The sequence below is a fragment of the Streptomyces sp. TE5632 genome (assembly GCF_054061295.1).
Genome location: NZ_JBSSEA010000003.1, coordinates 2,220,322 through 2,241,964, shown reverse-complemented (window position 1 = coordinate 2,241,964; position 21,643 = coordinate 2,220,322). Strand labels below are relative to the sequence as shown.

The 21,643-nt window shown below is 71.4% G+C and carries 24 protein-coding genes, 1 pseudogene and 1 riboswitch; of the genes and pseudogenes, 11 read left to right on the top strand and 14 right to left on the bottom strand.

What is annotated here, in order from left to right:
* Nucleotides 1-258 precede the first annotated feature (258 nt).
* A complete protein-coding gene (locus ACVW19_RS15220) occupies nt 259-597 on the bottom strand; it encodes a peptidase inhibitor family I36 protein (protein WP_457459935.1) in 339 nt (112 codons plus the stop codon).
* A gap of 121 nt (nt 598-718) precedes the next feature.
* Between ACVW19_RS15220 and ACVW19_RS15215 the strand changes: the two are divergent.
* Nucleotides 719-859: pseudogene (locus ACVW19_RS15215) on the top strand (transposase); the annotation flags it as partial.
* Nucleotides 860-1,094: 235 nt separating this feature from the next.
* Here the strand turns inward: ACVW19_RS15215 and ACVW19_RS15210 are convergent.
* From ACVW19_RS15210 to ACVW19_RS15200, 3 genes are all read right to left on the bottom strand, one after another.
* Nucleotides 1,095-2,012, bottom strand: a complete 918-nt coding sequence (locus tag ACVW19_RS15210; protein ID WP_457459934.1) for a 1-phosphofructokinase family hexose kinase — start codon at nt 2,010-2,012, stop codon at nt 1,095-1,097.
* A 148-nt stretch (nt 2,013-2,160) separates the two neighbouring features.
* Nucleotides 2,161-3,333 carry an N-acetylglucosamine-6-phosphate deacetylase gene (gene nagA / locus ACVW19_RS15205; RefSeq protein ID WP_457459933.1) on the bottom strand — a complete coding sequence of 391 codons (1,173 nt, stop codon included), beginning with the start codon at nt 3,331-3,333 and terminating at the stop codon, nt 2,161-2,163.
* Nucleotides 3,333-4,322 carry an ROK family protein gene (locus tag ACVW19_RS15200; RefSeq protein WP_457459932.1) on the bottom strand — a complete coding sequence of 330 codons (990 nt, stop codon included), beginning with the start codon at nt 4,320-4,322 and terminating at the stop codon, nt 3,333-3,335. Before ACVW19_RS15200 ends, nagA begins: the two co-directional genes overlap by 1 nt.
* Before the next feature lie 98 nt (nt 4,323-4,420).
* On the opposite strand from ACVW19_RS15200, the gene ACVW19_RS15195 reads away from it, so the two are divergent.
* Together ACVW19_RS15195 and ACVW19_RS15190 are read left to right on the top strand one after the other, a co-directional pair.
* Nucleotides 4,421-5,722 carry an ABC transporter substrate-binding protein gene (locus tag ACVW19_RS15195; RefSeq protein ID WP_457459931.1) on the top strand — a complete coding sequence of 434 codons (1,302 nt, stop codon included), beginning with the start codon at nt 4,421-4,423 and terminating at the stop codon, nt 5,720-5,722.
* Between the two features lie 58 nt (nt 5,723-5,780).
* Entirely contained in the window at nt 5,781-6,014 is a 234-nt protein-coding gene (locus tag ACVW19_RS15190; protein ID WP_202278351.1) for a DUF3263 domain-containing protein, read from the top strand.
* A gap of 256 nt (nt 6,015-6,270) precedes the next feature.
* Here the strand turns inward: ACVW19_RS15190 and otsB are convergent, their stop codons facing one another.
* From otsB to ACVW19_RS15175, 3 genes are all read right to left on the bottom strand, one after another.
* Entirely contained in the window at nt 6,271-7,176 is a 906-nt protein-coding gene (otsB, locus tag ACVW19_RS15185) for a trehalose-phosphatase (protein WP_457459930.1), read from the bottom strand.
* A gap of 83 nt (nt 7,177-7,259) precedes the next feature.
* Nucleotides 7,260-8,666, bottom strand: a complete 1,407-nt coding sequence (locus tag ACVW19_RS15180) for an alpha,alpha-trehalose-phosphate synthase (UDP-forming) (protein WP_457459929.1) — start codon at nt 8,664-8,666, stop codon at nt 7,260-7,262.
* A gap of 154 nt (nt 8,667-8,820) precedes the next feature.
* Nucleotides 8,821-9,795, bottom strand: coding sequence for a glucosyl-3-phosphoglycerate synthase (locus ACVW19_RS15175; protein WP_457464617.1), 975 nt, complete (start codon nt 9,793-9,795; stop codon nt 8,821-8,823).
* Between the two features lie 199 nt (nt 9,796-9,994).
* A riboswitch (SAM riboswitch) is annotated at nt 9,995-10,189 on the top strand.
* Nucleotides 10,190-10,207: 18 nt separating this feature from the next.
* On the opposite strand from ACVW19_RS15175, the gene thrC reads away from it, so the two are divergent.
* The 5 genes from thrC (at nt 10,208) to ACVW19_RS15150 (ending at nt 16,008) form a co-directional block, all read left to right on the top strand.
* The gene (gene thrC / locus ACVW19_RS15170) at nt 10,208-11,512 is read left to right on the top strand and encodes a threonine synthase (protein WP_457459928.1); all 1,305 of its coding nucleotides are present in this window, start codon (nt 10,208-10,210) and stop codon (nt 11,510-11,512) included.
* A gap of 175 nt (nt 11,513-11,687) precedes the next feature.
* Complete coding sequence (locus tag ACVW19_RS15165) at nt 11,688-11,963, top strand: MoaD/ThiS family protein (RefSeq protein WP_457459927.1); 276 nt, start codon at nt 11,688-11,690, stop codon at nt 11,961-11,963.
* A gap of 430 nt (nt 11,964-12,393) precedes the next feature.
* Nucleotides 12,394-12,597 (top strand): cold-shock protein, encoded by a 204-nt coding sequence (locus tag ACVW19_RS15160; RefSeq protein WP_004929928.1) that lies wholly within the window; start codon nt 12,394-12,396, stop codon nt 12,595-12,597.
* A gap of 372 nt (nt 12,598-12,969) precedes the next feature.
* Entirely contained in the window at nt 12,970-14,592 is a 1,623-nt protein-coding gene (gene groL / locus ACVW19_RS15155) for a chaperonin GroEL (protein WP_457459926.1), read from the top strand.
* Nucleotides 14,593-14,877: 285 nt separating this feature from the next.
* Complete coding sequence (locus ACVW19_RS15150; RefSeq protein WP_457459925.1) at nt 14,878-16,008, top strand: NADH:flavin oxidoreductase; 1,131 nt, start codon at nt 14,878-14,880, stop codon at nt 16,006-16,008.
* A 47-nt stretch (nt 16,009-16,055) separates the two neighbouring features.
* On the opposite strand, the gene ACVW19_RS15145 is transcribed toward ACVW19_RS15150, so the two are convergent.
* From ACVW19_RS15145 to ACVW19_RS15135, 3 genes are all read right to left on the bottom strand, one after another.
* Complete coding sequence (locus ACVW19_RS15145) at nt 16,056-16,625, bottom strand: hypothetical protein (protein ID WP_457459924.1); 570 nt, start codon at nt 16,623-16,625, stop codon at nt 16,056-16,058.
* A 43-nt stretch (nt 16,626-16,668) separates the two neighbouring features.
* The gene (gene murQ / locus ACVW19_RS15140; protein ID WP_457459923.1) at nt 16,669-17,610 is read right to left on the bottom strand and encodes an N-acetylmuramic acid 6-phosphate etherase; all 942 of its coding nucleotides are present in this window, start codon (nt 17,608-17,610) and stop codon (nt 16,669-16,671) included.
* A 156-nt stretch (nt 17,611-17,766) separates the two neighbouring features.
* Nucleotides 17,767-18,675: a MurR/RpiR family transcriptional regulator gene (locus ACVW19_RS15135; RefSeq protein ID WP_457459922.1), complete on the bottom strand. Its 909-nt coding sequence runs from the start codon at nt 18,673-18,675 to the stop codon at nt 17,767-17,769.
* Nucleotides 18,676-18,730: 55 nt separating this feature from the next.
* Here ACVW19_RS15135 and ACVW19_RS15130 point away from each other — a divergent pair, with 55 nt between their 5' ends.
* Nucleotides 18,731-19,144: a hypothetical protein gene (locus tag ACVW19_RS15130; protein ID WP_457459921.1), complete on the top strand. Its 414-nt coding sequence runs from the start codon at nt 18,731-18,733 to the stop codon at nt 19,142-19,144.
* Nucleotides 19,141-19,449: a DUF4031 domain-containing protein gene (locus ACVW19_RS15125; RefSeq protein WP_457459920.1), complete on the top strand. Its 309-nt coding sequence runs from the start codon at nt 19,141-19,143 to the stop codon at nt 19,447-19,449. The genes ACVW19_RS15130 and ACVW19_RS15125 overlap by 4 nt, the downstream gene beginning before the upstream one ends.
* Here ACVW19_RS15125 and ACVW19_RS15120 read toward each other — a convergent pair.
* The 4 genes from ACVW19_RS15120 to ACVW19_RS15105 are packed head-to-tail and all read right to left on the bottom strand — an operon-like array spanning nt 19,431 to nt 21,240.
* Nucleotides 19,431-19,958, bottom strand: coding sequence for a GNAT family N-acetyltransferase (locus ACVW19_RS15120; RefSeq protein WP_457459919.1), 528 nt, complete (start codon nt 19,956-19,958; stop codon nt 19,431-19,433). The two genes, ACVW19_RS15125 and ACVW19_RS15120, sit on opposite strands and share 19 nt — an antisense overlap.
* Complete coding sequence (locus ACVW19_RS15115; protein WP_457459918.1) at nt 19,945-20,229, bottom strand: hypothetical protein; 285 nt, start codon at nt 20,227-20,229, stop codon at nt 19,945-19,947. Before ACVW19_RS15115 ends, ACVW19_RS15120 begins: the two co-directional genes overlap by 14 nt.
* 16 nt (nt 20,230-20,245) lie before the next feature.
* Nucleotides 20,246-20,542 carry a hypothetical protein gene (locus tag ACVW19_RS15110; protein ID WP_457459917.1) on the bottom strand — a complete coding sequence of 99 codons (297 nt, stop codon included), beginning with the start codon at nt 20,540-20,542 and terminating at the stop codon, nt 20,246-20,248.
* Nucleotides 20,543-20,595: 53 nt separating this feature from the next.
* A complete protein-coding gene (locus ACVW19_RS15105; protein ID WP_457459916.1) occupies nt 20,596-21,240 on the bottom strand; it encodes an HD domain-containing protein in 645 nt (214 codons plus the stop codon).
* A gap of 245 nt (nt 21,241-21,485) precedes the next feature.
* Between ACVW19_RS15105 and ACVW19_RS15100 the strand changes: the two genes are divergently transcribed.
* Complete coding sequence (locus tag ACVW19_RS15100) at nt 21,486-21,596, top strand: class III lanthipeptide (protein ID WP_202278364.1); 111 nt, start codon at nt 21,486-21,488, stop codon at nt 21,594-21,596.
* Nucleotides 21,597-21,643: the final 47 nt, after the last annotated feature.

Genomic DNA, 21,643 nt, shown 5'->3' with positions numbered 1-21,643 from the left:
AGTCTGTCCTGACGGGGTACCAGCCGCCAACAGGGCGAACGCTGCCTGATGTGGCACTAGTTACTGCCTGAAGCGCCCGGTAGAAGTCGAACCCGAGTAGTGCCGGTCTATCCCCGTGACCATCGATGGCACCGGCCGGTAAAGGCCCGATTACACGCCATGAGGAGAGCTTGACCGTGCGGGCCGCATCACAGAAGCGCTCGACCGGGACATCGGTCGAGCGCTTCTGTGATGGTTTGAGGCGCGGGGTCAGGGACCCTACCAGGAAAGACTCTTGCCCGCGAAGGGAAGGGAGCTGGAGTACTGCCCGGTCTTGATCACCACCGTGCTTCCGTAACAACCGGTGTCGCTGTAGACGGTGATGGACTTGCCGGACTGGTTCGACAGCGTGCGGATACTGCTGCTTTTCTCCTGCGGCGGGAAGCAGCCGTGTCCCGGGGTCGTGCGGTCCTCGCGAGCCCCCGAGAAGTCCGCCTTCACCCAAGTGCACACCTTGCCCTGGGGGCACACCGTCGCGGCGGAAGCGGGCTGCATGGAGGCGAAGGGGAGGGTGGCGGCCAGGGCCGCGCCGGCCAGCAGTAAGGAGCGCTTTCTCACGGGCGCATCCATTCTCAAAGTATCGAACACTAGTTTGCTGATTTCGTCATGTCCCCAACGGGGAAGCGAGTCTCCAAGTGAGCCGCCGAAGAGGCCTCGGGCGACAAGCAGCAGAGACCTCAAGGTCCGCGCCCGCGTCGAGCACACCTTCGCCCGCATGAAGAGCTGGAAGATTCTTCGCGACTGCTGCCTCAGAGGCGAAGGCGTCCACCACGCCATGCTCGGTATCACACGCCTGCACAACCTCACCCTCACCGAATGACAGGCAAACCAGCAGGTCAACCAGGATGTCCCTCGAAATTTACGGGACACCATCTACTTGCTGGGCAGAGGCACTTTTTTTCTTGCCTGGCCACCCGTCGGACAGCCCGCTTCATGGAAGCGCGAGGTTAAAGTGAATCTGTGTGATGAAATCTACGTGATGCGTGCATGTGGTTCGCCTGAATGTTCGATCGATGGCCGAAAGAGCGCTTCGTTTGACTGATAGTCCTACTTATTTAGGCTGCGTCGGCCACGACACGCCCACACAGCTCCCTGTAAGCCCTCTGGTCGAATTCGCCCGCGACCGGTGACAGGACAGTCGCCGCCGACAGCGCGACCGCTCGAGCGAGACGGTCCGGCCATGGAAGGTGTTCTACGAGGGTCGACAGCAGGCCCGCGACCGCCGAGTCGCCTGCGCCCGTCGGGTTGCCGTGCAAGGGAGCGGGCGGCGTGGCGCGCCAGCAGCCCTCCGGGGTCAGGGCCAGCAAACCCTCCGCGCCCAGGGACGCCACCACCGCGCTCGCGCCCCTGCGGCGGGCGTCCTGGGCGGCGGGCAACGGCTCGTAGAAACCGGTCAGTTCGGCCAGTTCCTCGGCGTTGGGCTTCAGGATGTCCGGGCGGCCCGCGACTCCGCGGCGCAACGCCGCTCCGCCGGTGTCGAGGAGAGCCGGGACGCCTGCCGCCCTCGCCGTGCGGATCAGACCCGCGTACGCACCGACCGGGACGCCCGGGGGCAGGCTGCCGCACAGGGCCACCGCCGAGGCACCGGCCAGCAGGTCCTCGTAGACCTCCTGGAAGGCGTTCCACTCGGCGGCGGAGACGGTGGGGCCGGGCTCGTTGAGCTGGGTGGTGGTGCCGGAGCGTTCGTCGACCACGGCGACGGTGCGCCGGGTCGTGCCGGACACCGGGACCAGTGCGTCCACCAGGCCCGGTACGGGGGTGAGCCGGTCCCGCAGGAGCCGTCCGGTGAGGCCGCCCGCGAAGCCGGTGACCGTCACCTCGTGGCCGAGGGCGGCGAGCACCCGGGCCACGTTGACGCCTTTGCCGCCGGGGCGTTCGGTCACCTCGGTGACCCGGTGGGAGGCGTGCGGGCGCAGGGCCGGTACGCGGTAGGTGATGTCGAGAGCGGTGTTCAGCGTGACCGTGAGGATCACCGGGCCGACCTCCCCCTTGGCTACGTCTGGCGTTCGCCGTCTGCTGTGCGTTCCGGGGGTTCCGGAACGCCGGGGTCCTGATCATGCCAAACGGAGGGCGGTCGGCCCACCCCTGAGACCGACCGCCGGTTCCCGGCCGGTGGACGGATCAGCCCAGTCGGGGATCGACCACCCATTCACCCCGGCGCATCACGCCCTTGAGGGTGAACTCCGCGTCGAGAACCACCAGGTCGGCGTCCTTGCCGGGTTCCAGGGAGCCGATCCTGTCGTCCATGCCCAGCAGCCGGGCCGGGTTGGCGGACAGGGCCGCCACCGCGTGCTCGACGGGCAGCCCGTCGACGGTCACCGCGCGCTTGAGCGCACGGTCCAGGGTGAGCGTCGAGCCCGCGATGGAGCCGCCCTCCACCAGACGGGCCACGCCGTCCTCGACCTCCACCTCCAGCGGGCCGAGCATGTAGCGGCCGTCGCCGAAACCGGCCGCGTCCATCGCGTCCGTGATGAACGCCACCCGCCCGGGGCCCGCGTGACGGAACGCCAGCCGGAGGGCGGCCGGGTGCAGATGAGTGCCGTCGTTGATCAGTTCGACCGTGACCCGCTCGTCCTCCAGGAGGGCGGCGACCGGGCCGGGGGCGCGGTGGCCGAGCGCCGGCATCGCGTTGAACAGGTGGGTGGCGACCGTGGCACCCGCGTCGACGGCCGCCACGGTCTGCTCGTACGTCGCGTCGGTGTGGCCGACGGCCGCGATCACGCCGTGCTCGGCCAGCAGGCGTACGGAGTCGAGGCCGCCGGGCAGTTCGGTGGCGAGGGTGACCATCTTCGCGTGGCCGTGCGCCGCGTCGATCAGCTTGCGGACCTCCGCCGGGTCGGGATCGCGCAGCAGTTCCTCGGAGTGCGCGCCCTTGCGGCACGGTGAGATGAACGGCCCCTCGAAGTGGACGCCGGCGATGTCGCCCTGCTCGGCCAGTTCCGCCAGCAGGCCCGCGCGGCGGGCGAGGAAGGCCAGGTCGCCGGTGACGGTCGAGGCGACCAGGGTGGTGGTGCCGTGCAGGCGGTGGGTGTGGATGCCCTGGAGGACGTCGTCGGCCGTTCCGGAGGTGAAGGACGCGCCGCCGCCACCGTGGTTGTGGAGGTCGACGAAGCCGGGGACCAGCCAGTGACCGGTCAGGTCGAGCGTCTCGGCGGGGGTCCCGGGCTCCTCGGAGGGGGCGTTCGCGGGGGCCGTGGCGGCGATGCGCGTGCCGGCGACGATCACGCGGCCGTCGTCCACGGTCCCGGTGGGCAGTACCACCCGGGCACCGGTGAGAACCTTCGTGGGGGCCATCAGGCGGTTACCTCCGAGGAGTCGTCCGAGGGGGCGGTGGCGGCGGTGACGGTGGCAGTGGTGGCGGCGCTGGTCTCGAGGAGGTCCCAGGCGAGAAGCCCCGCGCCCAGGCATCCGGCGGTGTCCCCGAGGGCGGCCGGGACCAGGGACGGCAGTTTCTGGAAGGTGACCCGCCGCCGGACCGCCTCCCGCAGTGGTGCGAACAAGGTTTCTCCCGCCTCGGCCAGCCCGCCACCGATGATCAGGGTGCGCGGGTCCAGCAGGGTGAGCGCGGTGACCAGCCCGTCGGCGAGGGCGTCGACGGCCTCCTGCCAGACCTCCCGGGCCCGTGCGTCGCCGGACTCCACGGCCTTGGCGCAGTCGGCCGCGTCGGCTCCCGGGTCGCCGCAGGCCGCCGCCCAGGCCTCGCTGACCGCCGCCGCGGACGCGAACCGCTCCAGGCAGCCGCGCTGACCGCACGGGCAGGGGGCGCCCCCGGGCCGTACGACGATGTGGCCGATCTCTCCGGCGAAGCCGTGTGCGCCCGCCTCCACCCGGCCGTCGATGCCGATGGCGCCCGCGATGCCGGTGCCCAGCGGGACGAACAGGAACCGGTCGGCGCCCCGGCCCGCCCCGACGCGGCCCTCGGCGAGCCCGCCGGTGCGGACGTCGTGGCCGAGGGCGACGGGGAGGCCGCCGAGCCGCTGGGTGAGCAGTGCGCGCAGCGGGACGTCGCGCCAGCCGAGGTTGGCGGAGTAGACGGCGACGCCCTCCGTCTCGTCGACGATGCCGGGGACGGCGAGGCCGGCGGCGGAGGCGGGCTCGCCGTAGTGCTCGACGCCATGGGCGCGGAGTTCGGCGGCGAAGCCGAGGACGTCGGCGACGACCGCGTCCGGGCCGCGGTCCCGGCCGGTGGCGCGGCGGGCCTGGTGCAGCAGCTCGCCGTCCGCTCCGACCAGGGCGGCCTTCATCCCGGTGCCGCCCACATCGAGGGCGATGACGTGTTTCACGTGGAACAGTGTGGCCCCGGGACCCGCAAGAGGTCTAGTCCACTTGCGTGGTGTAGACCTTATTCCGACTATCGGACTACCGGAAAACTTTCGAACGGATGGCGCGGGGCGCCGGGTTGGGGCAGGAAGCAGTGCAGCGGCGGGGCTTGGCAAGGACGATCGCGGTGGTGTCCGCACTGGGGCTGACGGGAGTCCTCAGCGGATGCGGTGTCGGCGAAGGCTCCTCCGACGTGACCCTGAAACTGGTCGCCGCCGACTACGGCACCGGCGAGGCCGACAGCTCCGAGAAGTACTGGGCCGCACTGACGAAGCAGTACGAGAGCGAACACCCGGGCGTGAAGATCGACGTCAGCGTCCACTCCTGGAACGACGTCGACCGCGAGGTCAAGAAGATGGTCGACGCGGGCGACCCGCCGGACATGGCCCAGATCGGCGCCTACGCCGACTACGCCGCCCAGGGCCTGCTCTACAAGGCCGACGACGTGCTCTCCATCCCCGTCCAGGCCGACTTCGTCTCGCAGTTGGCCAACGCGGGCCAGGTCAACGGCGTGCAGTACGGCATGCCGTTCGCCTCCTCCACGCGCGTGCTGTTCTACAACAAGACCCTGTTCGAGGAGGCCGGCCTCACCCCGCCGAAGACCTGGGACGACCTCGCGGCGAACGCCGAGGCGCTCAAGGCGGAGGGCGTGAAGTACCCCTACGCGCTGCCCCTCGGCCCGGAGGAGGCGCAGGCCGAGACCATGCAGTGGCTGCTCAGCGGCAAGGGCGGCTACATCGACTCCCTGGGCTCCTACAGCTTCGACTCCGCGGAGAACACCGCGACCGTCACCTGGCTGAAGGACGAGCTGGTCGGCAAGGGCCTGACCGGCCCGGTGGCGCCCGGAAAGCTCGACCGCGCCGAAGCGTTCGCCGCCTTCGCCGACGGCGACGTCGGCATGCTGAACGGCCACCCCTCGCTGATCGAGATGGCGGAGAAGAAGGGCGTGGAGTTCGGCACCGTTCCGACACCGGGGATCGACGGCGAGAGCCGGGCCACGCTCGGGGTCGCCGACTGGATGATGGCCTTCAACAAGAACGGCCACGGCGACGAGATCGGCGAGTTCCTCGACTTCGTCTACAGCGAGGAGAACGTGCTCGACTTCTCCCGCGACTACAGCCTGCTGCCGGTCACCAGCTCCGCGTCCCGGGCGATGGACGGATCCGAGCGGGACAAGGACCTCAAGCCCTTCCTCGACGAGCTGGCCACCTCGGAGCTCTACCCGGTCGGCAACACCTCCTGGGCCGCGGTCAACGTGGCCATCAAGCAGCAGATCGGCAAGGCGGTCGCCCCGGGCGGCAGCCCCAAGGGCGTGCTGGGCGGTCTCCAGGCGACCGCGACGCGCGCGGAGAGCTCGCGCTAGGACTCCCCGTGGCCCCTGCCGGTGACCCGATGTCAGCGGCAGGGGCTACCGTCGGGGCATGGATGAGGAACGGCTGGCCCGGCGCGAGCAGGACATCATCGCGCTGGAGCGCCGCGGCTTCCTCGGCCCCGGCGTGAAGGAACGGGCGATACGCGAGGAGCTGGGCCTGGCCCCGGTGCGCTACTACCAGCTCCTCAACGCCCTGCTCGACGACCCCCGCGCCCTGGCCCACGACCCGGTCACGGTGAACCGGCTCAGACGCGTCCGCGAGTCCCGCCGCGCGGAACGCTGAACGCGGCCGACCGGGGTGCCGGGGCCGCGCCCGGCGAGCGCGCCGGGGTGCCGTGCCCGGACGCGTCCGCGAGCCCGAGCAGCCGGCGGCGGACGCATTCGCGCGCCGGGGACACCGGAGCGGCACCGGGACGCCGAGGCCGTGCCCGGCGAGCGGGCCGGGGTGCCGGAGCCGTGCCCGGACGGGTCCGGGGCCAGGACGCCGGACCCGTGCCCAGGGCCGGATGCCGGGGACGTGCCCGTGGGGGCAGGTCGGGTCAGGCGGGGTGCAGGGACGATGCCAGTGCCCGGAGCAGGCGTACGACTCCGGCGGGGCCGTCGACCACCAGGTCCGCGCGCTCCCTCAGCTCCGGGACCTCGTCGCTGCCGCTGCACACCAGCAGGCCGGGGACGCCGTCGGAGCGGAGCTCCTCGACGGCGGCGTACGCGGGAAGGTCACCCAGGTCGTCCCCCGCGTAGAGGACGGACCCGGCGCCGATCTCGCGGGCGTGCTCCAGCAGGGCCACGCCCTTGTCCATCCCCGGCGGGCGCAGCTCCAGGACCATGCGGCCGGGCTCCACGACCAGGCCGTGCCGGGCCGCCAGATCGGTCAGCGGCCCGCGCAGCGCCTCGAACGCGCCCTGGGGGTCGGCGGCCCTGCGGGTGTGGACGGCCACCGCACGGCCCTTCTCCTCGATCCGCACGCCCTCGTCGGCACCGACCCGGTCGAGCAGCCCCGGCAGTTCCGCGCGGACGCCGGCGACACCGGGGTGCGGGGGAGGCGCGGTGATGTCGCCGGTGGCGGCGTCCCAGCGTTCGGCGCCGTAGTGGCCGAGGACGACGAGGTGCTCCAGACCGGGGGCGCCCGCGAAGCCGCCGTTGCGCACCGCGACCTCGGGCGGCCGGCCCGTGATCACCGCCACGGAGGCCACCTCCGGAGCGAGCGCGGTGAGCGCGGGCACGGCCTCCGGGTGGGCGCGGGCCTGCTCCGGGTCGGGCACGATCGGCGAGAGCGTGCCGTCGAAGTCGAGGCCGATCAGCGCCTTGGCCGGCCGCGCGAGCAACGCGTCGAGACCCTCCCGCCCGGCCCGCGTGGCGGGCGTCGGCAGGGGCTCCGCGGCGTCCGGGCCGGCGGTGTCCGCGTGCGTGGCGTGCGGGTCCGTGGAATCCGTAGGGCTGCCCATACCGCCAACCTATCCACGCCCACCCCGCCGCACGCCACCCCGACCGGCCGTACGGGGCCGGTTCCCCACCGGCCCCGCCGGGCCTACGGCTGCTCGCGGAGGGCGTTCAACTGCTCCAGGAACCACTGTTCCGGCGGCAGCGCGGTCGCCGCCGCGGTCAGGCGCTTGGCGCGTTCGGTCCGTTCCGCCGGACTCGTCATGAGGCCCTCGTGCAGGGCGCGCGCCGTGTCGACCACGTCGTACGGGTTGACGGTGATCGCGTCCTCGCCCAGCTCCTCGTGCGCCCCCGCCTCCCGGGACAGCACCAGCGCGCAGCCCCCCTCGGCGAGGATCGGGATCTCCTTGGCGACCAGGTTCATGCCGTCCCGGATGGGGTTGACCAGCGCCACGTCGGCCAGCCGGTACGCGGCCAGCGAACGCGCGAAGTCGTCCCTGACGTGCAGCACGACCGGACGCCAGCCGGGTGTCCCGTACCGCTCGTTGATCTCCTCGGCGACCCGCCGCACCTCGGCGGTGTAGTCGCGGTACACGGCGAGGTCCTGCCGGGACGGGTAGGCGAAGGCGAGGTGCACCACGCGTTCGCGCCACTCGGGGTGGTCCTCGAGGAGCTGCCGGTACGCCAGCAGACCGCGCACGATGTTCTTCGACAGCTCGGTCCGGTCGACCCGGACGACCGTCCGCCGCGCGGTGCCGTCGGGAGCCGTGCCGATCTCCTCGCGCAGCGCGACGAGCCGCTCCTCGACGTCCGCCTCCCGCGCGCGCCCGCGCAGGAAGTCCGCGTCGGCACCCAGCCCGTGCACCCCGATCCGGGTGTCGCCGAGCCCGCCCGCGAACCGCTCGCAGCACGCGGTGAACGCGTCCGCCCAGCGGTGGGTGAGGAAGCCGAGCCGGTCCGCGCCCAGCATCCCGCGCAGCACCTGCCCGGCGATGTCGTCGGGCAGCATCCCGAAGTACTCCGGCGGCGCCCACGGCGTGTGCGAGAAGTGGCCGATGTGCAGGTCGGGGCGGAGCTCCCGGAGCAGCCCCGGGACCAGCGTCAGGTGGTAGTCCTGCACCACCACCGCGGCCCCCTGTGCCGCCCCCTCGGCCAGCGCCTCGGCGAAGGCCCGGTTGTAGGCCTCGTAGGAGGCCCACTGCCGCCGGAACTCCGCGTCGAAGACGGGCTCCAGCGGGGTCTGGTACAGCATGTGGTGCACGAACCACAGCACCGAGTTGGCGATGCCGTTGTACGCGTCGGCGTGCACGTCCGCCGGGATGTCCAACATCCGCACGCCGTCCTCGCCGACCCCGCGCCGCACGGCCTCGCGGTCGCCGTCGGACAGCGCCGAGCACACCCACAGCGCCTCCGCGTCCGGCCCGATCGCCGACAGCCCGGACACCAGTCCGCCGCCTCCGCGTCTGGCTCGCAGCGAACCGTCCTCGTCCACCGCGTAGGAAACGGGGCCGCGATTCGACGCGACCAGCACCCGAGCACCCTGCATGGAAGCCATAAGCCTCAACCTAGCCCGCCTCCGAAACGCTCAAACGTAACGGATCAGCCGTATGCGGATCGGCTGTCACCCGGTGCGGCGTTCCGGCCGGGACGGATTCCGGTGAGGACGAGGCCTGGTCAGGACGGGTTGTGGCCGGGGCGCGCCCGCCGTGTCAGGCCACCCGGCGGGACCGGTACTCGGCCATCTCCGTCATCGGAGGGCGTTCCTCCGTGTCCACCGAGTAGGTGCGGGGCTCGAAGGTGTCACCGCTGCGTTCGAACTGGGTGAGCGCGGGGCGGATCAGGTGACCGCGGGCCAGGCGGAGCTGGGCGGTGCGGTAGATCGCGGCGGCCATGCGGCCGAGGGCCTGGCCGTCCTGGTGGCGGTGCCGGCGGACGCCGACGTCGACCTGGGCGAGGGCGTCCAGCCCCACCAGGTGCAGGGCGTCGACCAGCATGCCCAGCTCCACGCCGTAGCCGACGGGGAAGGGCAGCTGTTCCAGGAGCGAGCGCCGGGCCGCGTACTCGCCGCCGAGCGGCTGGACGAAGCCGGCCAGCTGCGGCCAGTGCATGTTGAGCAGCGGGCGCGCCATCAGCTCCGTGACCCTGCCGCCCTGACCGGCCGTGGCGGCGGTGCCGGGGGACGCTCCGTCGGACACGCTGAAGGGGCGGTCGTACATCGCCTTCACCAGGTGGACGTCCGGTTCGGTGAGCAGCGGGCCGACGATGCCGGAGACGAAGTCGGCGGAGAACTCCCTGAGGTCCGCGTCGACGAAGCAGACGATGTCCCCCCGGGTGACGAGCAGGGAGCGCCACAGCACCTCGCCCTTGCCGGGCACGGCGGGGAGGCGGGGCAGGATCGTGTCCCGGTGCACCACCGTCGCGCCCGCCGCCGCGGCCACCTCGGAGGTGCGGTCGGCCGAGCCGGAGTCCACGACCACGATCTCGTCGACCAGCGGGACCCGGTGCATCAGCTCGTGCCGGACGATCCTGACGATGTCACCGACCGTCGCCTCCTCGTTGAGCGCGGGCAGCACCACGCTCACCGTCTGGCCCGTGGCGCGCTTCGCGGCCAGGACGCGGTGCAGCGGGCGGTCGGCCACGGACCAGGAGCGGTCGGCCAGCCAGCGCTCGACTTCTTCCAGCACGGTCCGCGGCTCCTCACCTCTGTGCTCCATACACCTGACACCTGTTGATCCATCTCGCGGTTCGGACGCGCACTCTCCGTCGTCCTGGCCGTCGGTTACAGTCTTGAACAACGCGGACGCCCCTTGCACACCGGGGGTCACGACCTCCCTCGCGTCCGCCGCGCACGACCGCACCACCGCATGACACACAACCGAATACAGCTCATCCAGAGGGGCAGAGGGATACGGCCCGATGAAGCCCCGGCAACCCTCCAGCCGGTTCTCGTGGATCACCGTCGATCGACGATCACAGCGGAACACCGAACGCTGATCGCTGATCGTCCACGCGAGGCTCCCGGCTAGGGAAGGTGCCAAGTCCGTCTCACGACGAAACACGTCGTGGGGAAGATGAGGAGAAAGGGCCTCGCCTCACATGGCTGTGCAGACCGTCGTAAGCACCACCGAATCCGCCGCTGAATCCGCCGAGCCCTCTGTCGATCTCGGCCCCGCCGCCGCGCTGTCCTGCCGCGAATGCGGCCACCGCGTCCCCCTCGGCCCCGTCTTCGCGTGCGAGGAGTGTTTCGGCCCGCTGGAGATCGCCTACGACTTCTCGGCCTACGACACCGAGGAACTCCGCCGGCGCATCGAGGCGGGCCCCGCGAACATCTGGCGCTACGCGCCCCTGCTGCCCGTTCCCGCCGACGTGGCGACCAAGCCGAACATCAACCCCGGCTGGACCCAGCTCGTCCAGGCCGACCGCCTCGCCCGCGAACTCGGCGTCACCGGCGGCCTGTTCGTGAAGGACGACTCCGGCAACCCGACCCACTCCTTCAAGGACAGGGTCGTCGCCCAGGCCCTGGAGGCCGCCCGCGCCTTCGGCTTCACCACCCTGTCCTGCTCCTCCACGGGCAACCTCGCCGGTGCCGTCGGCGCCGCCGCCGCCCGCGCCGGCCTGCGCTCCTGCGTGTTCATCCCGCACGACCTGGAGCAGGGCAAGGTCGTCATGGCCGCCGTCTACGGCGGTGAACTCGTCGGCATCGAGGGCAACTACGACGACGTGAACCGCTTCTGCTCCGAGCTGATCGGCGACCCGGCAGGCGAGGGCTGGGGCTTCGTCAACGTCAACCTGCGGCCGTACTACGCCGAGGGCTCCAAGACCCTCGCGTACGAGATCTGCGAGCAGCTCGGCTGGCGGCTGCCCGACCAGCTCGTCGTCCCCATAGCCTCCGGCTCGCAGCTCACGAAGATCGACAAGGGGCTGCAGGAGCTGATCCGGCTCGGCCTCGTCGAGGACAAGCCGTACAAGATCTTCGGCGCGCAGGCCGAGGGCTGCTCGCCGGTGTCGACCGCGTACAAGGCGGGCCACGACGTCGTCCGGCCGCAGAAGCCGAAGACCATCGCCAAGTCGCTCGCCATCGGCAACCCGGCGGACGGCCCGTACGTCCTGGACATCGCGCGCCGCACCGGCGGCGCGGTGGAGGACGTGACGGACGAGCAGGTCGTGGAGGCCATCCGGCTGCTCGCCCGGACCGAGGGCATCTTCGCCGAGACCGCGGGCGGTGTGACCGTCGGCGTCACGAAGAAGCTGATCGAGAACGGCCTCCTGGACCCGTCCCTGACCACCGTCGTGCTCAACACCGGCGACGGCCTCAAGACGCTGGACGCGGTGGCCGGCACCGGCCTGACCGCCACCATCCGCCCCAGCCTCGAGTCGTTCCGAGAGGCCGGCCTCGCCTGACCGCCTCCTCGGGGTCCCGAGGAGGCCGACGGTCGCCCGCCGGGTGTCCTGCTGCACGGCCGATCGCCCCCGGGACGCACCCGAGCCGAGGTCCTGCACCGGCTCCACCGGCCGGCACCGCCGACCCGGCGACCAACACGCAGAGTATTCCCATCGTCACTGGAGGTCGAGACGCATGAGCGTGACCGTTCGCATCCCCACCATCCTGCGCACCTACACCGGCGGCAAGGCCGAGGTGAACGCCGAGGGGGCGACCCTCGGCGACGTCATCGCCGACCTGGAGAAGAACCACACCGGGATCTCCGCCCGGGTCCTGGACGACCAGGGCAGGCTGCGCCGTTTCGTCAACGTCTACGTCAACGACGACGACGTCCGCTTCGAGCAGGGCCTGGAGACGGTGACCCCGGACGGTGCCGGCGTGTCGATCATCCCGGCCGTCGCCGGCGGCTGACCATTACCCTCGGTAACTGATATGACCGAGTGTTTACCGTATTGCCCCCTCCGTGAGAGAAGCGGAGGGGGCAATTCCATGAGGTTGAGCGCGGTAGGGTTGGGGAACGCGGTCCCGACTCCCCGTTCTGGAACCGTTAATTCCTGCCGCACGCCCGACTGGATGCAGCCAAAATCTGGGCCACTTCTGCGGCATTTGCGGGCTTTGCCCGGCCTGACTTGACCTGAAATCAGGTGAATTCCCGTCACATTCCGGACCGGCGGCTTCCAGATTTCTCGTCCGATTGACCTGTTGCAGAGGGCAGTTGGACGGATACATTCGGCCGCGGTCGACGCGTTCCGGCGCACGCCCCCAATCGTTGGGGGGTGAGGTCTGACCCGGATCCGCGAAGTGTGGATCTGTGCAAGGGCCAGTAATAGGGGAGTTAGGCATGGCTCAGGGCACCGTCAAGTGGTTCAACGCGGAGAAGGGGTACGGCTTCATCGCGGTCGACGGTGGTGCGGATGTTTTCGTCCACTACAGCGCGATCCAGATGGACGGCTACCGCACCCTCGAAGAAGGCCAGCGGGTCGAGTTCGAGATCTCGCAGGGCCAGAAGGGCCCGCAGGCCGACATGGTTCGTCTCAGCGCCTGAACGCGCTACCAACCGCAAGAATTTCCTGCACGGCGAAGGGTCCGCACCCCAGGGGTGCGGACCCTTCGCCGTGCCGGGACCCGGGTGGTGACCGGCGCCCGGAGCTGTCCGCGCGCGGCCGGCTCCGGGCCGCCCACACTGTTCGCGCGCGGCTGACTCCCCCCGGCGATCCCCCGGAGGCGCTTGCACTCGCATGGGTCGAGTGCTAATCATTGGCGTTAGCACTCTGAAGGTGAGAGTGACAACGTAAGGACCGGGTCGGTGAGGCCCGCAGGCCGGTGGGGCAAGGAACCACCGGTTCTGTGAGCCGTCCGTCGCGGGCGCGGGCGCGGTCCGAAGTAATCACCCCCAGTCCTGGAGGGACCACTTCACATGGCCAAGATCATCGCGTTCGACGAGGAGGCGCGGCGCGGCCTCGAGCGCGGCATGAACCAGCTCGCGGACGCCGTCAAGGTGACGCTCGGCCCCAAGGGCCGCAACGTCGTCCTCGAGAAGAAGTGGGGCGCCCCCACGATCACCAACGATGGTGTGTCCATCGCCAAGGAGATCGAGCTCGAGGACCCGTACGAGAAGATCGGCGCCGAGCTGGTCAAGGAAGTCGCCAAGAAGACGGACGACGTCGCCGGTGACGGTACGACCACCGCGACCGTCCTCGCCCAGGCCCTGGTCAAGGAGGGCCTGCGCAACGTAGCCGCCGGCGCCAACCCGATGGCCCTCAAGCGCGGTATCGAGAAGGCCGTCGAGGCCGTCTCCGGTGCCCTGCTGGAGCAGGCGAAGGACGTCGAGACCAAGGAGCAGATCGCCTCCACGGCCTCCATCTCCGCCGCCGACACCCAGATCGGCGAGCTCATCGCCGAGGCCATGGACAAGGTCGGCAAGGAAGGCGTCATCACCGTCGAGGAGTCCCAGACCTTCGGTCTGGAGCTGGAGCTCACCGAGGGTATGCGCTTCGACAAGGGCTACATCTCGGCGTACTTCGCCACCGACATGGAGCGTATGGAGGCGTCGCTCGACGACCCGTACATCCTGATCGCCAACTCCAAGATCGGCAACGTCAAGGACCTGCTGCCGCTCCTGGAGAAGGTCATGCAGTCGGGCAAGCCGCTGCTGATCATCGCCGAGGACGTCGAGGGCGAGGCCCTGTCGACCCTGGTGGTCAACAAGATCCGCGGCACCTTCAAGTCCGTCGCCGTCAAGGCCCCGGGCTTCGGCGACCGCCGCAAGGCCATGCTCAACGACATCGCCATCCTCACGGGCGGCGAGGTCATCTCCGAAGAGGTCGGCCTCAAGCTGGAGAACACCAGCCTCGACCTGCTCGGCCGGGCCCGCAAGGTCGTCATCACCAAGGACGAGACCACCATCGTCGACGGTGCCGGCTCCTCGGACCAGGTCCAGGGCCGCGTGAACCAGATCCGCGCCGAGATCGAGAACAGCGACTCGGACTACGACCGCGAGAAGCTGCAGGAGCGCCTGGCGAAGCTCGCCGGCGGTGTCGCGGTCATCAAGGCCGGTGCCGCCACCGAGGTCGAGCTCAAGGAGCGCAAGCACCGCATCGAGGACGCCGTTCGCAACGCGAAGGCGGCCGTCGAGGAGGGCATCGTCGCCGGTGGTGGCGTGGCCCTGCTCCAGGCCTCCCAGGTGTTCGAGAAGCTGGAGCTCGAGGGTGACGAGGCGACCGGCGCCAACGCCGTGAAGCTCGCGCTCGAGGCCCCGCTGAAGCAGATCGCCGTCAACGCCGGCCTCGAGGGCGGCGTCGTGGTGGAGAAGGTGCGCAACCTGACCCCGGGCCACGGCCTGAACGCCGCGACCGGCGACTACGTCGACCTGGTCAAGGAAGGCATCATCGACCCGGCCAAGGTGACGCGCTCCGCGCTGCAGAACGCCGCGTCGATCGCCGCGCTGTTCCTCACCACCGAGGCCGTCATCGCCGACAAGCCGGAGAAGGCCGGCGCGGCTGCTCCGGGCGGCATGCCGGGCGGTGACATGGACTTCTGAGCCTGACTCACCTCAGGTTCGGACCCGGTCCGTCAGTACCGAGGGCGGCACCCCCTGTTTCCGACAGGGGGTGCCGCCCTCGGGCGTTTTCGTGTTCCCGCGTTTTTGCGAGCGGGGCCCAGTCGCGGGGATCGGCCCGGTGCTTGAGTCTCGGGATGGGTGTGTTCGGGGTCACAGGCGGGTGTGTCGGGTGGGTGGAATGCCTTTCGCCGCTTGGTGGTTGGCGCTGGAGTGTGATTGATGCACGCGCACATACTGACTGGTATATCCAATGAGGGGCCCCACATGACCGTCACCACCTCCACCACCGCCGCCCGAGTCTCGGGGCTTCTGTCCCGGCCGGTCTCGATCAACGGCCTCACCGTGCCGAACCGCATCGCGATGGCGCCGATGACCCGGATGTTCTCGCCGGGCGGTGTTCCCGGTGAGGACGTGGTGTCGTACTACGCCCGGCGGGCCGCCGCCGGTGTCGGACTGATCGTCACCGAGGGCACCTACGTGGGGCACGAGTCGGCCGGACAGAGCGACCGGGTGCCGCGGTTCCACGGCGAGGAGCAGCTGGCCGGCTGGACGAAGGTCGCCGACGCGGTGCACGCGGCGGGCGGCACGATCGTGCCGCAGCTGTGGCACATCGGGATGGTCCGCAAGCAGGGGCAGGCGCCGTACCCGGACGCCCCGGCGATCGGCCCGTCCGGCGTACGCACCGACGGCACCGAGGGCACCGGCAAGGCCATGACGCAGGCCGACATCGACGCGGTGGTCGAGGCGTTCGCGCAGGCCGCCGCGGACGCCGAGCGCATCGGCTTCGACGGCGTGGAACTGCACGGCGCCCACGGCTACCTGATCGACCAGTTCCTCTGGGCGGGCACCAACCGCCGCACCGACGCCTACGGCGGCGACCCGGTGGCGCGGGCGAAGTTCGCGACGGAGATCGTCGCGGCGGTCCGTGAGCGGGTCTCGCCCGGGTTCCCGGTCATCTTCCGGTACTCCCAGTGGAAGCAGGACGCCTACGACTCCCGTCTCGCCGAGACCCCCGAGGAGCTGGAGGCGATCCTCGCCCCGCTCGCGGCGGCCGGTGTCGACGCCTTCCACGCCTCCACCCGCCGTTACTGGCTCCCGGAGTTCGAGGGCTCGGACCTGAACCTGGCCGGCTGGACGAAGAAGCTGACCGGCAGGCCCGCCATCACGGTCGGTTCGGTCGGCCTGAACGGGGACTTCCGGGACGCGTTCCGGGGGAAGGGCGCCGAGCTGGGCAGCCTCGACAACCTGCTCGACCGGCTGGAGCGGGACGAGTTCGACCTCGTCGCCGTGGGACGTGCGGTGCTCCAGGACCCGGACTGGGCGGCGAAGGTCCTCGGCGGACGCTTCGACGAGCTCGAGCCGTACGACGCGGCGTCGCTGCAGACACTGAGCTGAGCCGGGCTGAGCCGGGCTGAGCTGCGCCGAGCCGCGGACCCCGTCGGCTAAAGGTCCCGCATCGGTTCGATGTCGTGCCGGACCGGCGTCCCCCACACGCGCAGCACCTCGTAGTCGGTGAACTCGTGCACGACCCGGTACGCCATGGCGGGCCGGGGCCCGCGCCGCTGCGCCGCGATGTACAGCTCGGCCTCGCGCCGGTCCCGGCGCGGGGTGCCGCACAGCTGCCACGCCTGACCGTTCCACAGCTCCGGCAGCCAGCGCTGCTGCGGCTGGGGACGGTCGCCGTGCATCCCGTACCGGGACGGGACGGGCTCGGCGGACGGCTGGTGGGGCGCCGGTCCGTTGAACTCGGCGCGGCGGGCGGTCCGGCGCCGGGTCTCGCACAGCAGGCACAGGTCGGGGGCGCTCTTGTCGACCGGCCCGGTCGGGTGCTCGGGGCAGCGGGTGCTGGGCGCGGCCGTCTCGACGCTCTCGTCCAGCCGGTCCAGCGCGCGTTTCAGGTCGGCCCGCACCTCGTGCAGCTTGGCGTCCGGCGTGTCGGCGGCCAGCGCCTCGCCGTGCTCGCCGAGGACGCGCAGGGCGCGTCCCAGGGCGGTGAGCTGCGCGTGGTTCATGTGCTTCGTCTCCGTGTGGGGGGTGGGGCCAGTATCCCAGCCGTCACGATCGGCCGGCCGCGGCCGCCAGCGCCGCGCGCAGGTGGCCGCCCGCCTCGGTCAGCAGGCGGGTGGCCGTCGGGCCGTCCACGTCGGCGAGCAGGACCAGGATGGCGTGCTTGACCTCGCCGTCCGTGGCGGCCAGGGCGCGCTCGATGTCGGCGTCCGCCGCGCCGGTCGCGAGGGCGACGATACGGCGGGAGCGGGCGCGCAGCTTCTCGTTGGAGGCGCGGACGTCGACCATCAGGTTCCCGTACGTCTTGCCCAGCCGGATCATCGTGATCGTCGAGATCATGTTGAGGACGAGTTTCTGGGCGGTGCCGGCCTTGAGGCGGGTGGAGCCGGTGAGGAGTTCCGGGCCGACGACCACCTCGACGCCGTGCTCGGCCGCCGCGGCGAGCGGGCTGCCCGGGTTGCAGGCGAGACCCACGGTCAGCGCGCCCCGCTCACGGGCGTAAGTGACGGCGCCCACGGCGTACGGGGTGCGCCCGGAGGCGGAGACGCCGACCACCGAGTCGTCGGGGGTCAGCCCCAGCGCGGCCAGGTCGGACGCGGCCAGCTCCGCCGAGTCCTCGGCGCCCTCGACCGAGGTCACCACGGCGCCGGGGCCGCCCGCGATCAGGCCGACGACCCTGGCGGGGTCGGTGTTGAAGGTCGGCGGGCACTCGGAGGCGTCCAGGACGCCGAGCCGGCCGGCGGTGCCCGCGCCCGCGTAGACCAGCCGGCCGCCCCGGGCCATCCGGTCGGCGACGGCGTCGATCACGGCGGCGATCCGCGGCAGCTGCTCGGCCACGGCACCGGCCACGGTGGCGTCCTCGCCGTTCATCAGCCGGACGATGTCGAGGGTGGGCAGCCGGTCGACGTCCGCCAGCTCCGGACGGAACGCCTCGGTGGTCAGAGTCTCCAACTCGGCCCGGAGACCACGGGGTTCGGACGTGTGGGTCATGGAACGGTTCTCTCCGGTGGTCTGTGTCCGGTGGTCTGTGTCCGGTGGTTTGTGTCCGGTGGTCTGTGGGCGGCGTCTGTGCCTGGTGTCTCCGGCCGGTGCCGGCACTGTGGTGGGGCGTTCTCGGCCCCGCTGTGTCCCCCGAGCCCCCGTCCGCTACCGCGAGCCGCTCCGGTGCCGGTGGGCCAGGGCCTCGTACGACGCGGACAGGGCGGGGGCCGCCGACTCGTAGGTGCGCTGGGCGATGCCGACGAACAGGCAGTCCACCACCAGGAGTTGACTGGTCCGGGAGGACATCGCGGCCGGGCGCAGCTCGCTCTCGCGGGCCGTGGACGTGGTCAGTACGTGGTCGGCGTACTGGGTGACGGGGCCGTTCGGGCGGCCGGTCACCGCGATCGTCGTCGCCCCGCGCTCGAAGGCCACCCGCAGCGGTTCGATGACGTCCCCCGTCGACCCGGAGTGCGTGATCGCGACGGCCACGTCACCGGCGCGCAGCTGCACCGCGTTGGTGACGGCGAGGTGCGGATCGCCGGGGGCGTGGGCTATCAGGCCTATGCGCAGCAGCTTCTGGGTGAGGTCCTGGGCGACCAGCCCGGAGGCGCCGATGCCGTACACGTCCGTCCGGCGGGCGCCGGCCAGCGCCGCGACGGCCGCGCCGAGCTGGACGGTGTCCAGTCCGGCCGCGGTGTCGGCGAGGGTCTGCTGCTCGTCGTAGGCGAGCTTGGCGACGACGTCGGCGATGGGGTCGTCCACCGCGATGTCGGTCGTGATGGAGGGCGCGCGGCCGGACTGCTGCTGGGCGGCGAGCCCGGCGAGGGCGAGCCGCAGGTCGCGGTAGCCGGGGTAGCCGAGCAGGCGGGCGGTGCGGACGACGGTGGCCTCGCTGGTGCCGGTGAGCTCGGCGAGGCCGGTGACCGTGAGGGCCGCGCAGCCGGCCGGGTCGCCCGCGACGGCCTCGGCGACCCGTTGCATGGAACGGGTCATCGAGGGGGCCAGCGTGCGCACCTTGGCCGCGAGGGCGGCGGGGGCGGGCGGAGCGAAAATTTCCTTCACGTTCCGGGTCACCTGTGAAAGATATTTTCGTTTCGGTGGTGCGGTCAAGAGTGCGCACAATGGAGGCATGGCCCCCCATGACGATCCCGGCGATCCCGAAGCCACCCCCGTCGGCCCCGTCAGCCCTCTGGAGCAAGCGTTGCACGCGGCCCGCGCGCTGGTGCTCGCGGACCTGGTCGCGCACGAGGTCGCCGAGGCGGACGTCGTCTCGCTCGTCGAGGAGTCCGTCGCGCACCGCCGCTGGTGGGTCGAGCAGTGGCCGGAGGGCGCCGGGTTCCTCGCCGGTCTGGTCGCCCAGGACGTGCAGGACGCCCTGCTGGAGCGGTACGGCCGCTGGCCGCTGTGCCCGGTGTGCGGCTCCGGCGACCCGCACGCGCTGGAGGTGGAGCCGGAACTCGGCCCCGATCCGCACTGGGTGTGCCACCTGGCGGGTGTGAAGGTGGCGCCGGTCGGCTCGCTGGGCGGGGCGGCCTCGACGTGACCCTGTACATCGACCCGCCCACCTGGCCGGGACACGGCCGCCTCTGGTCCCACCTGGTCAGCGACGTCTCCTACGACGAACTGCACACTTTCGCCGCCGCCCTCGGCGTCCCCCGCCGCGCCTTCGAACGCGACCACTACGACATCCCCGAGCAGCGCTACGCGGATGTCGTGCTCGCCGGGGCGTTGGAGGTCAGCAGCCGCGAGGTGGTGCGGCTGCTGTACGGGGCGGGGCTGCGGGTGCGCAAGAGCACGGTGCGCGACGGCGCGGTGCGCGACGGCGTGGTTCAGCGGCGAAGTTCGTAGACGTACTCGCCCGCGTTCTCCCCCGCGTTCTCGGCGACCCGGGTGAACCCGGCGCGGGTGACGACGTTCTGCGAGGGCAGGTTGGCACGGTCGATGACGGCGGTGACGGTCCGCACGCCGTCCTGCGCGAGCGCCCACGCCGACAGCGCGCGCAGCGCCTCGGTGGCGTACCCGTGGCCGCGGGCGCCCTCGACGAGGTCGTAGCCGATCTCCACGCGGCCGTCCCCGTCCGGAGCGCGGTGGAACCCCATGGCGCCCACCGCGAGATCGTCCTCCCGCCGGACCAGTACGTACATGGTCCACTCCGGGTGGAAGGTCCCTTCCTCGTACTGCTTGACCATCAACCCGGCCCCCACCCGGGTCCCGTCGGCGGGAGCGGCGCCGACCCACCGGTAACCGCCGTCACCGCTCGACGACAGGTCGGACGCGACCGCGGGAGTGATGCTCGCCAGGGTGAGACGGTCGGTGGGTACGCGGATCGCGCTCGCCCGCTCGTCAGGCCTTGTCATCCACGCCACCCGTGTCGTCCGGTACGACCGACACGATGGCACAGGTCGGGGGAGCCGGGTGGGGAAGGCGGACATACGTGACGGACAGGGCGGGGCAGTCCGCACGGGCTTCGACACGCGTCACCCAGACCTCCGCGCCCCGGTCGAGTACACGGACGCGACGGCCCAGCTGCCGCGTCCGCTCCAGCTCCGTACGTAACGCCTCGACGACCGCCTCAGCGGCGGGGCCCAGGAGGGCGAGGCGCTTGCGCGCGGTGTGCGTGACTTCCACGACGCCGTCGGCTCGGTCAACGGGGATTCTCCAGCTTCAGTGCACGAGCCAGTTCGATGCCCTCGGCGAGGGAGGCCTCGAAGTCGGGGTCGCAGCGTGTCAGGACATGTCCGCGATACGTCGCGATCAGCTCGGACACCTCACGCAGGTCCGTGAAATCGACACGGTTGAGGGTGGCCGCCAGTTCGGCTTCGAGGCGGGCCAGGTCGCCCGGGAAACCGAGCCCGGCGGCAAGGGCGGCCCGAACTTCGCCGAGGGTCCGCATGGGCGGCGGTTCGACGGGTGCTTCCGGATGGACGGACTGTTCACTCACGGAATGTGATCCTTCCAGCAGGGAGCTGGTCTATGACGCTACTCCGGTCGGCCTCATTGCGTCAGCAGTTCCAGCTCGGAGCCGATGTTGTACCGGGCGGTGGACTCCCAGTGCTCCTGCCCGTGAGGGGTGCGGAACAGGTGGGGCAGGGCGAGGAGTTGTCGCAGGACGGCGGCCCGGCCCTCGCGGAAGGCGTCGCCCGGCACGAAGTGGTACTCCGCGCGGACGGCGGCGGTGTAGGCGGCGTACGCCGACGGGGGCGAGGCGAGGATCGCCAGGTCGGCGTCGCACAGCACCTGACCGTCCCGGTCGTCGTCGGCCGGGTCGTGCGTGACGGTGAGCCGCACCAGCCGTGCCACCTCGGCGACCTTCGCCTCCGGAACCCCGGCCTCGGGCAGTGCCCGCTCGGCGAGGCGCGCGGACCGCTCCTCGTTCTCGGAGCGGTCGGGCAGATACACGGCGTCGTGGAACCAGGCCGCGAGCCGCACGACGTCCGGGTCGTCCGCGTACGCCTCCAGCTCGTCGACCCGATCGAGTACGGCGGTGAGATGGGCGACGGTGTGATATCGCCGCTGCTCCTCCCGCCAGCGCGCCAGCAGGTTATCGGCATACGGCACCGGGTCGGGCCCGCCCCCGGAACCCCGGGCCCCCTCCAGAGCACGCACGAAACGGTCACGCAGCACGTCGGTGTCGGCCATACCGCCCATTCTTCCTCCTGCGGTGCCCGGCCCGTGCCTCCGGAACCTCCTCACACGCGAGAGCCGCCTCCATGCCGTCCGCCCGGGGCACCCACTTTCTGGGGGAGGCGGGCGGGAAATATGGGGGTCGATCTCGCATGTGCGTGCAGGCCGGACGGCGTTGACTGCGGGCGTGCCGATCGGCCGGTACCTGCCCCAGATCCGTCAGCGCGTTCCAGCGCTTCAGACCACGAGGAGATGAATCCATGGCCGTTCTCAAGCTCCAGGCCCTGCAGCCGACCGCGGCGACCCACGGTGCCGCCATCGTCAGCCTGACGAGCAGCAGCAGCACCTGCTGCAGCACTCAGCCGAACTGATCCGACGGCGATCCGGGCGGGGACGCCGCGTCCCCGCCCGGATCGCC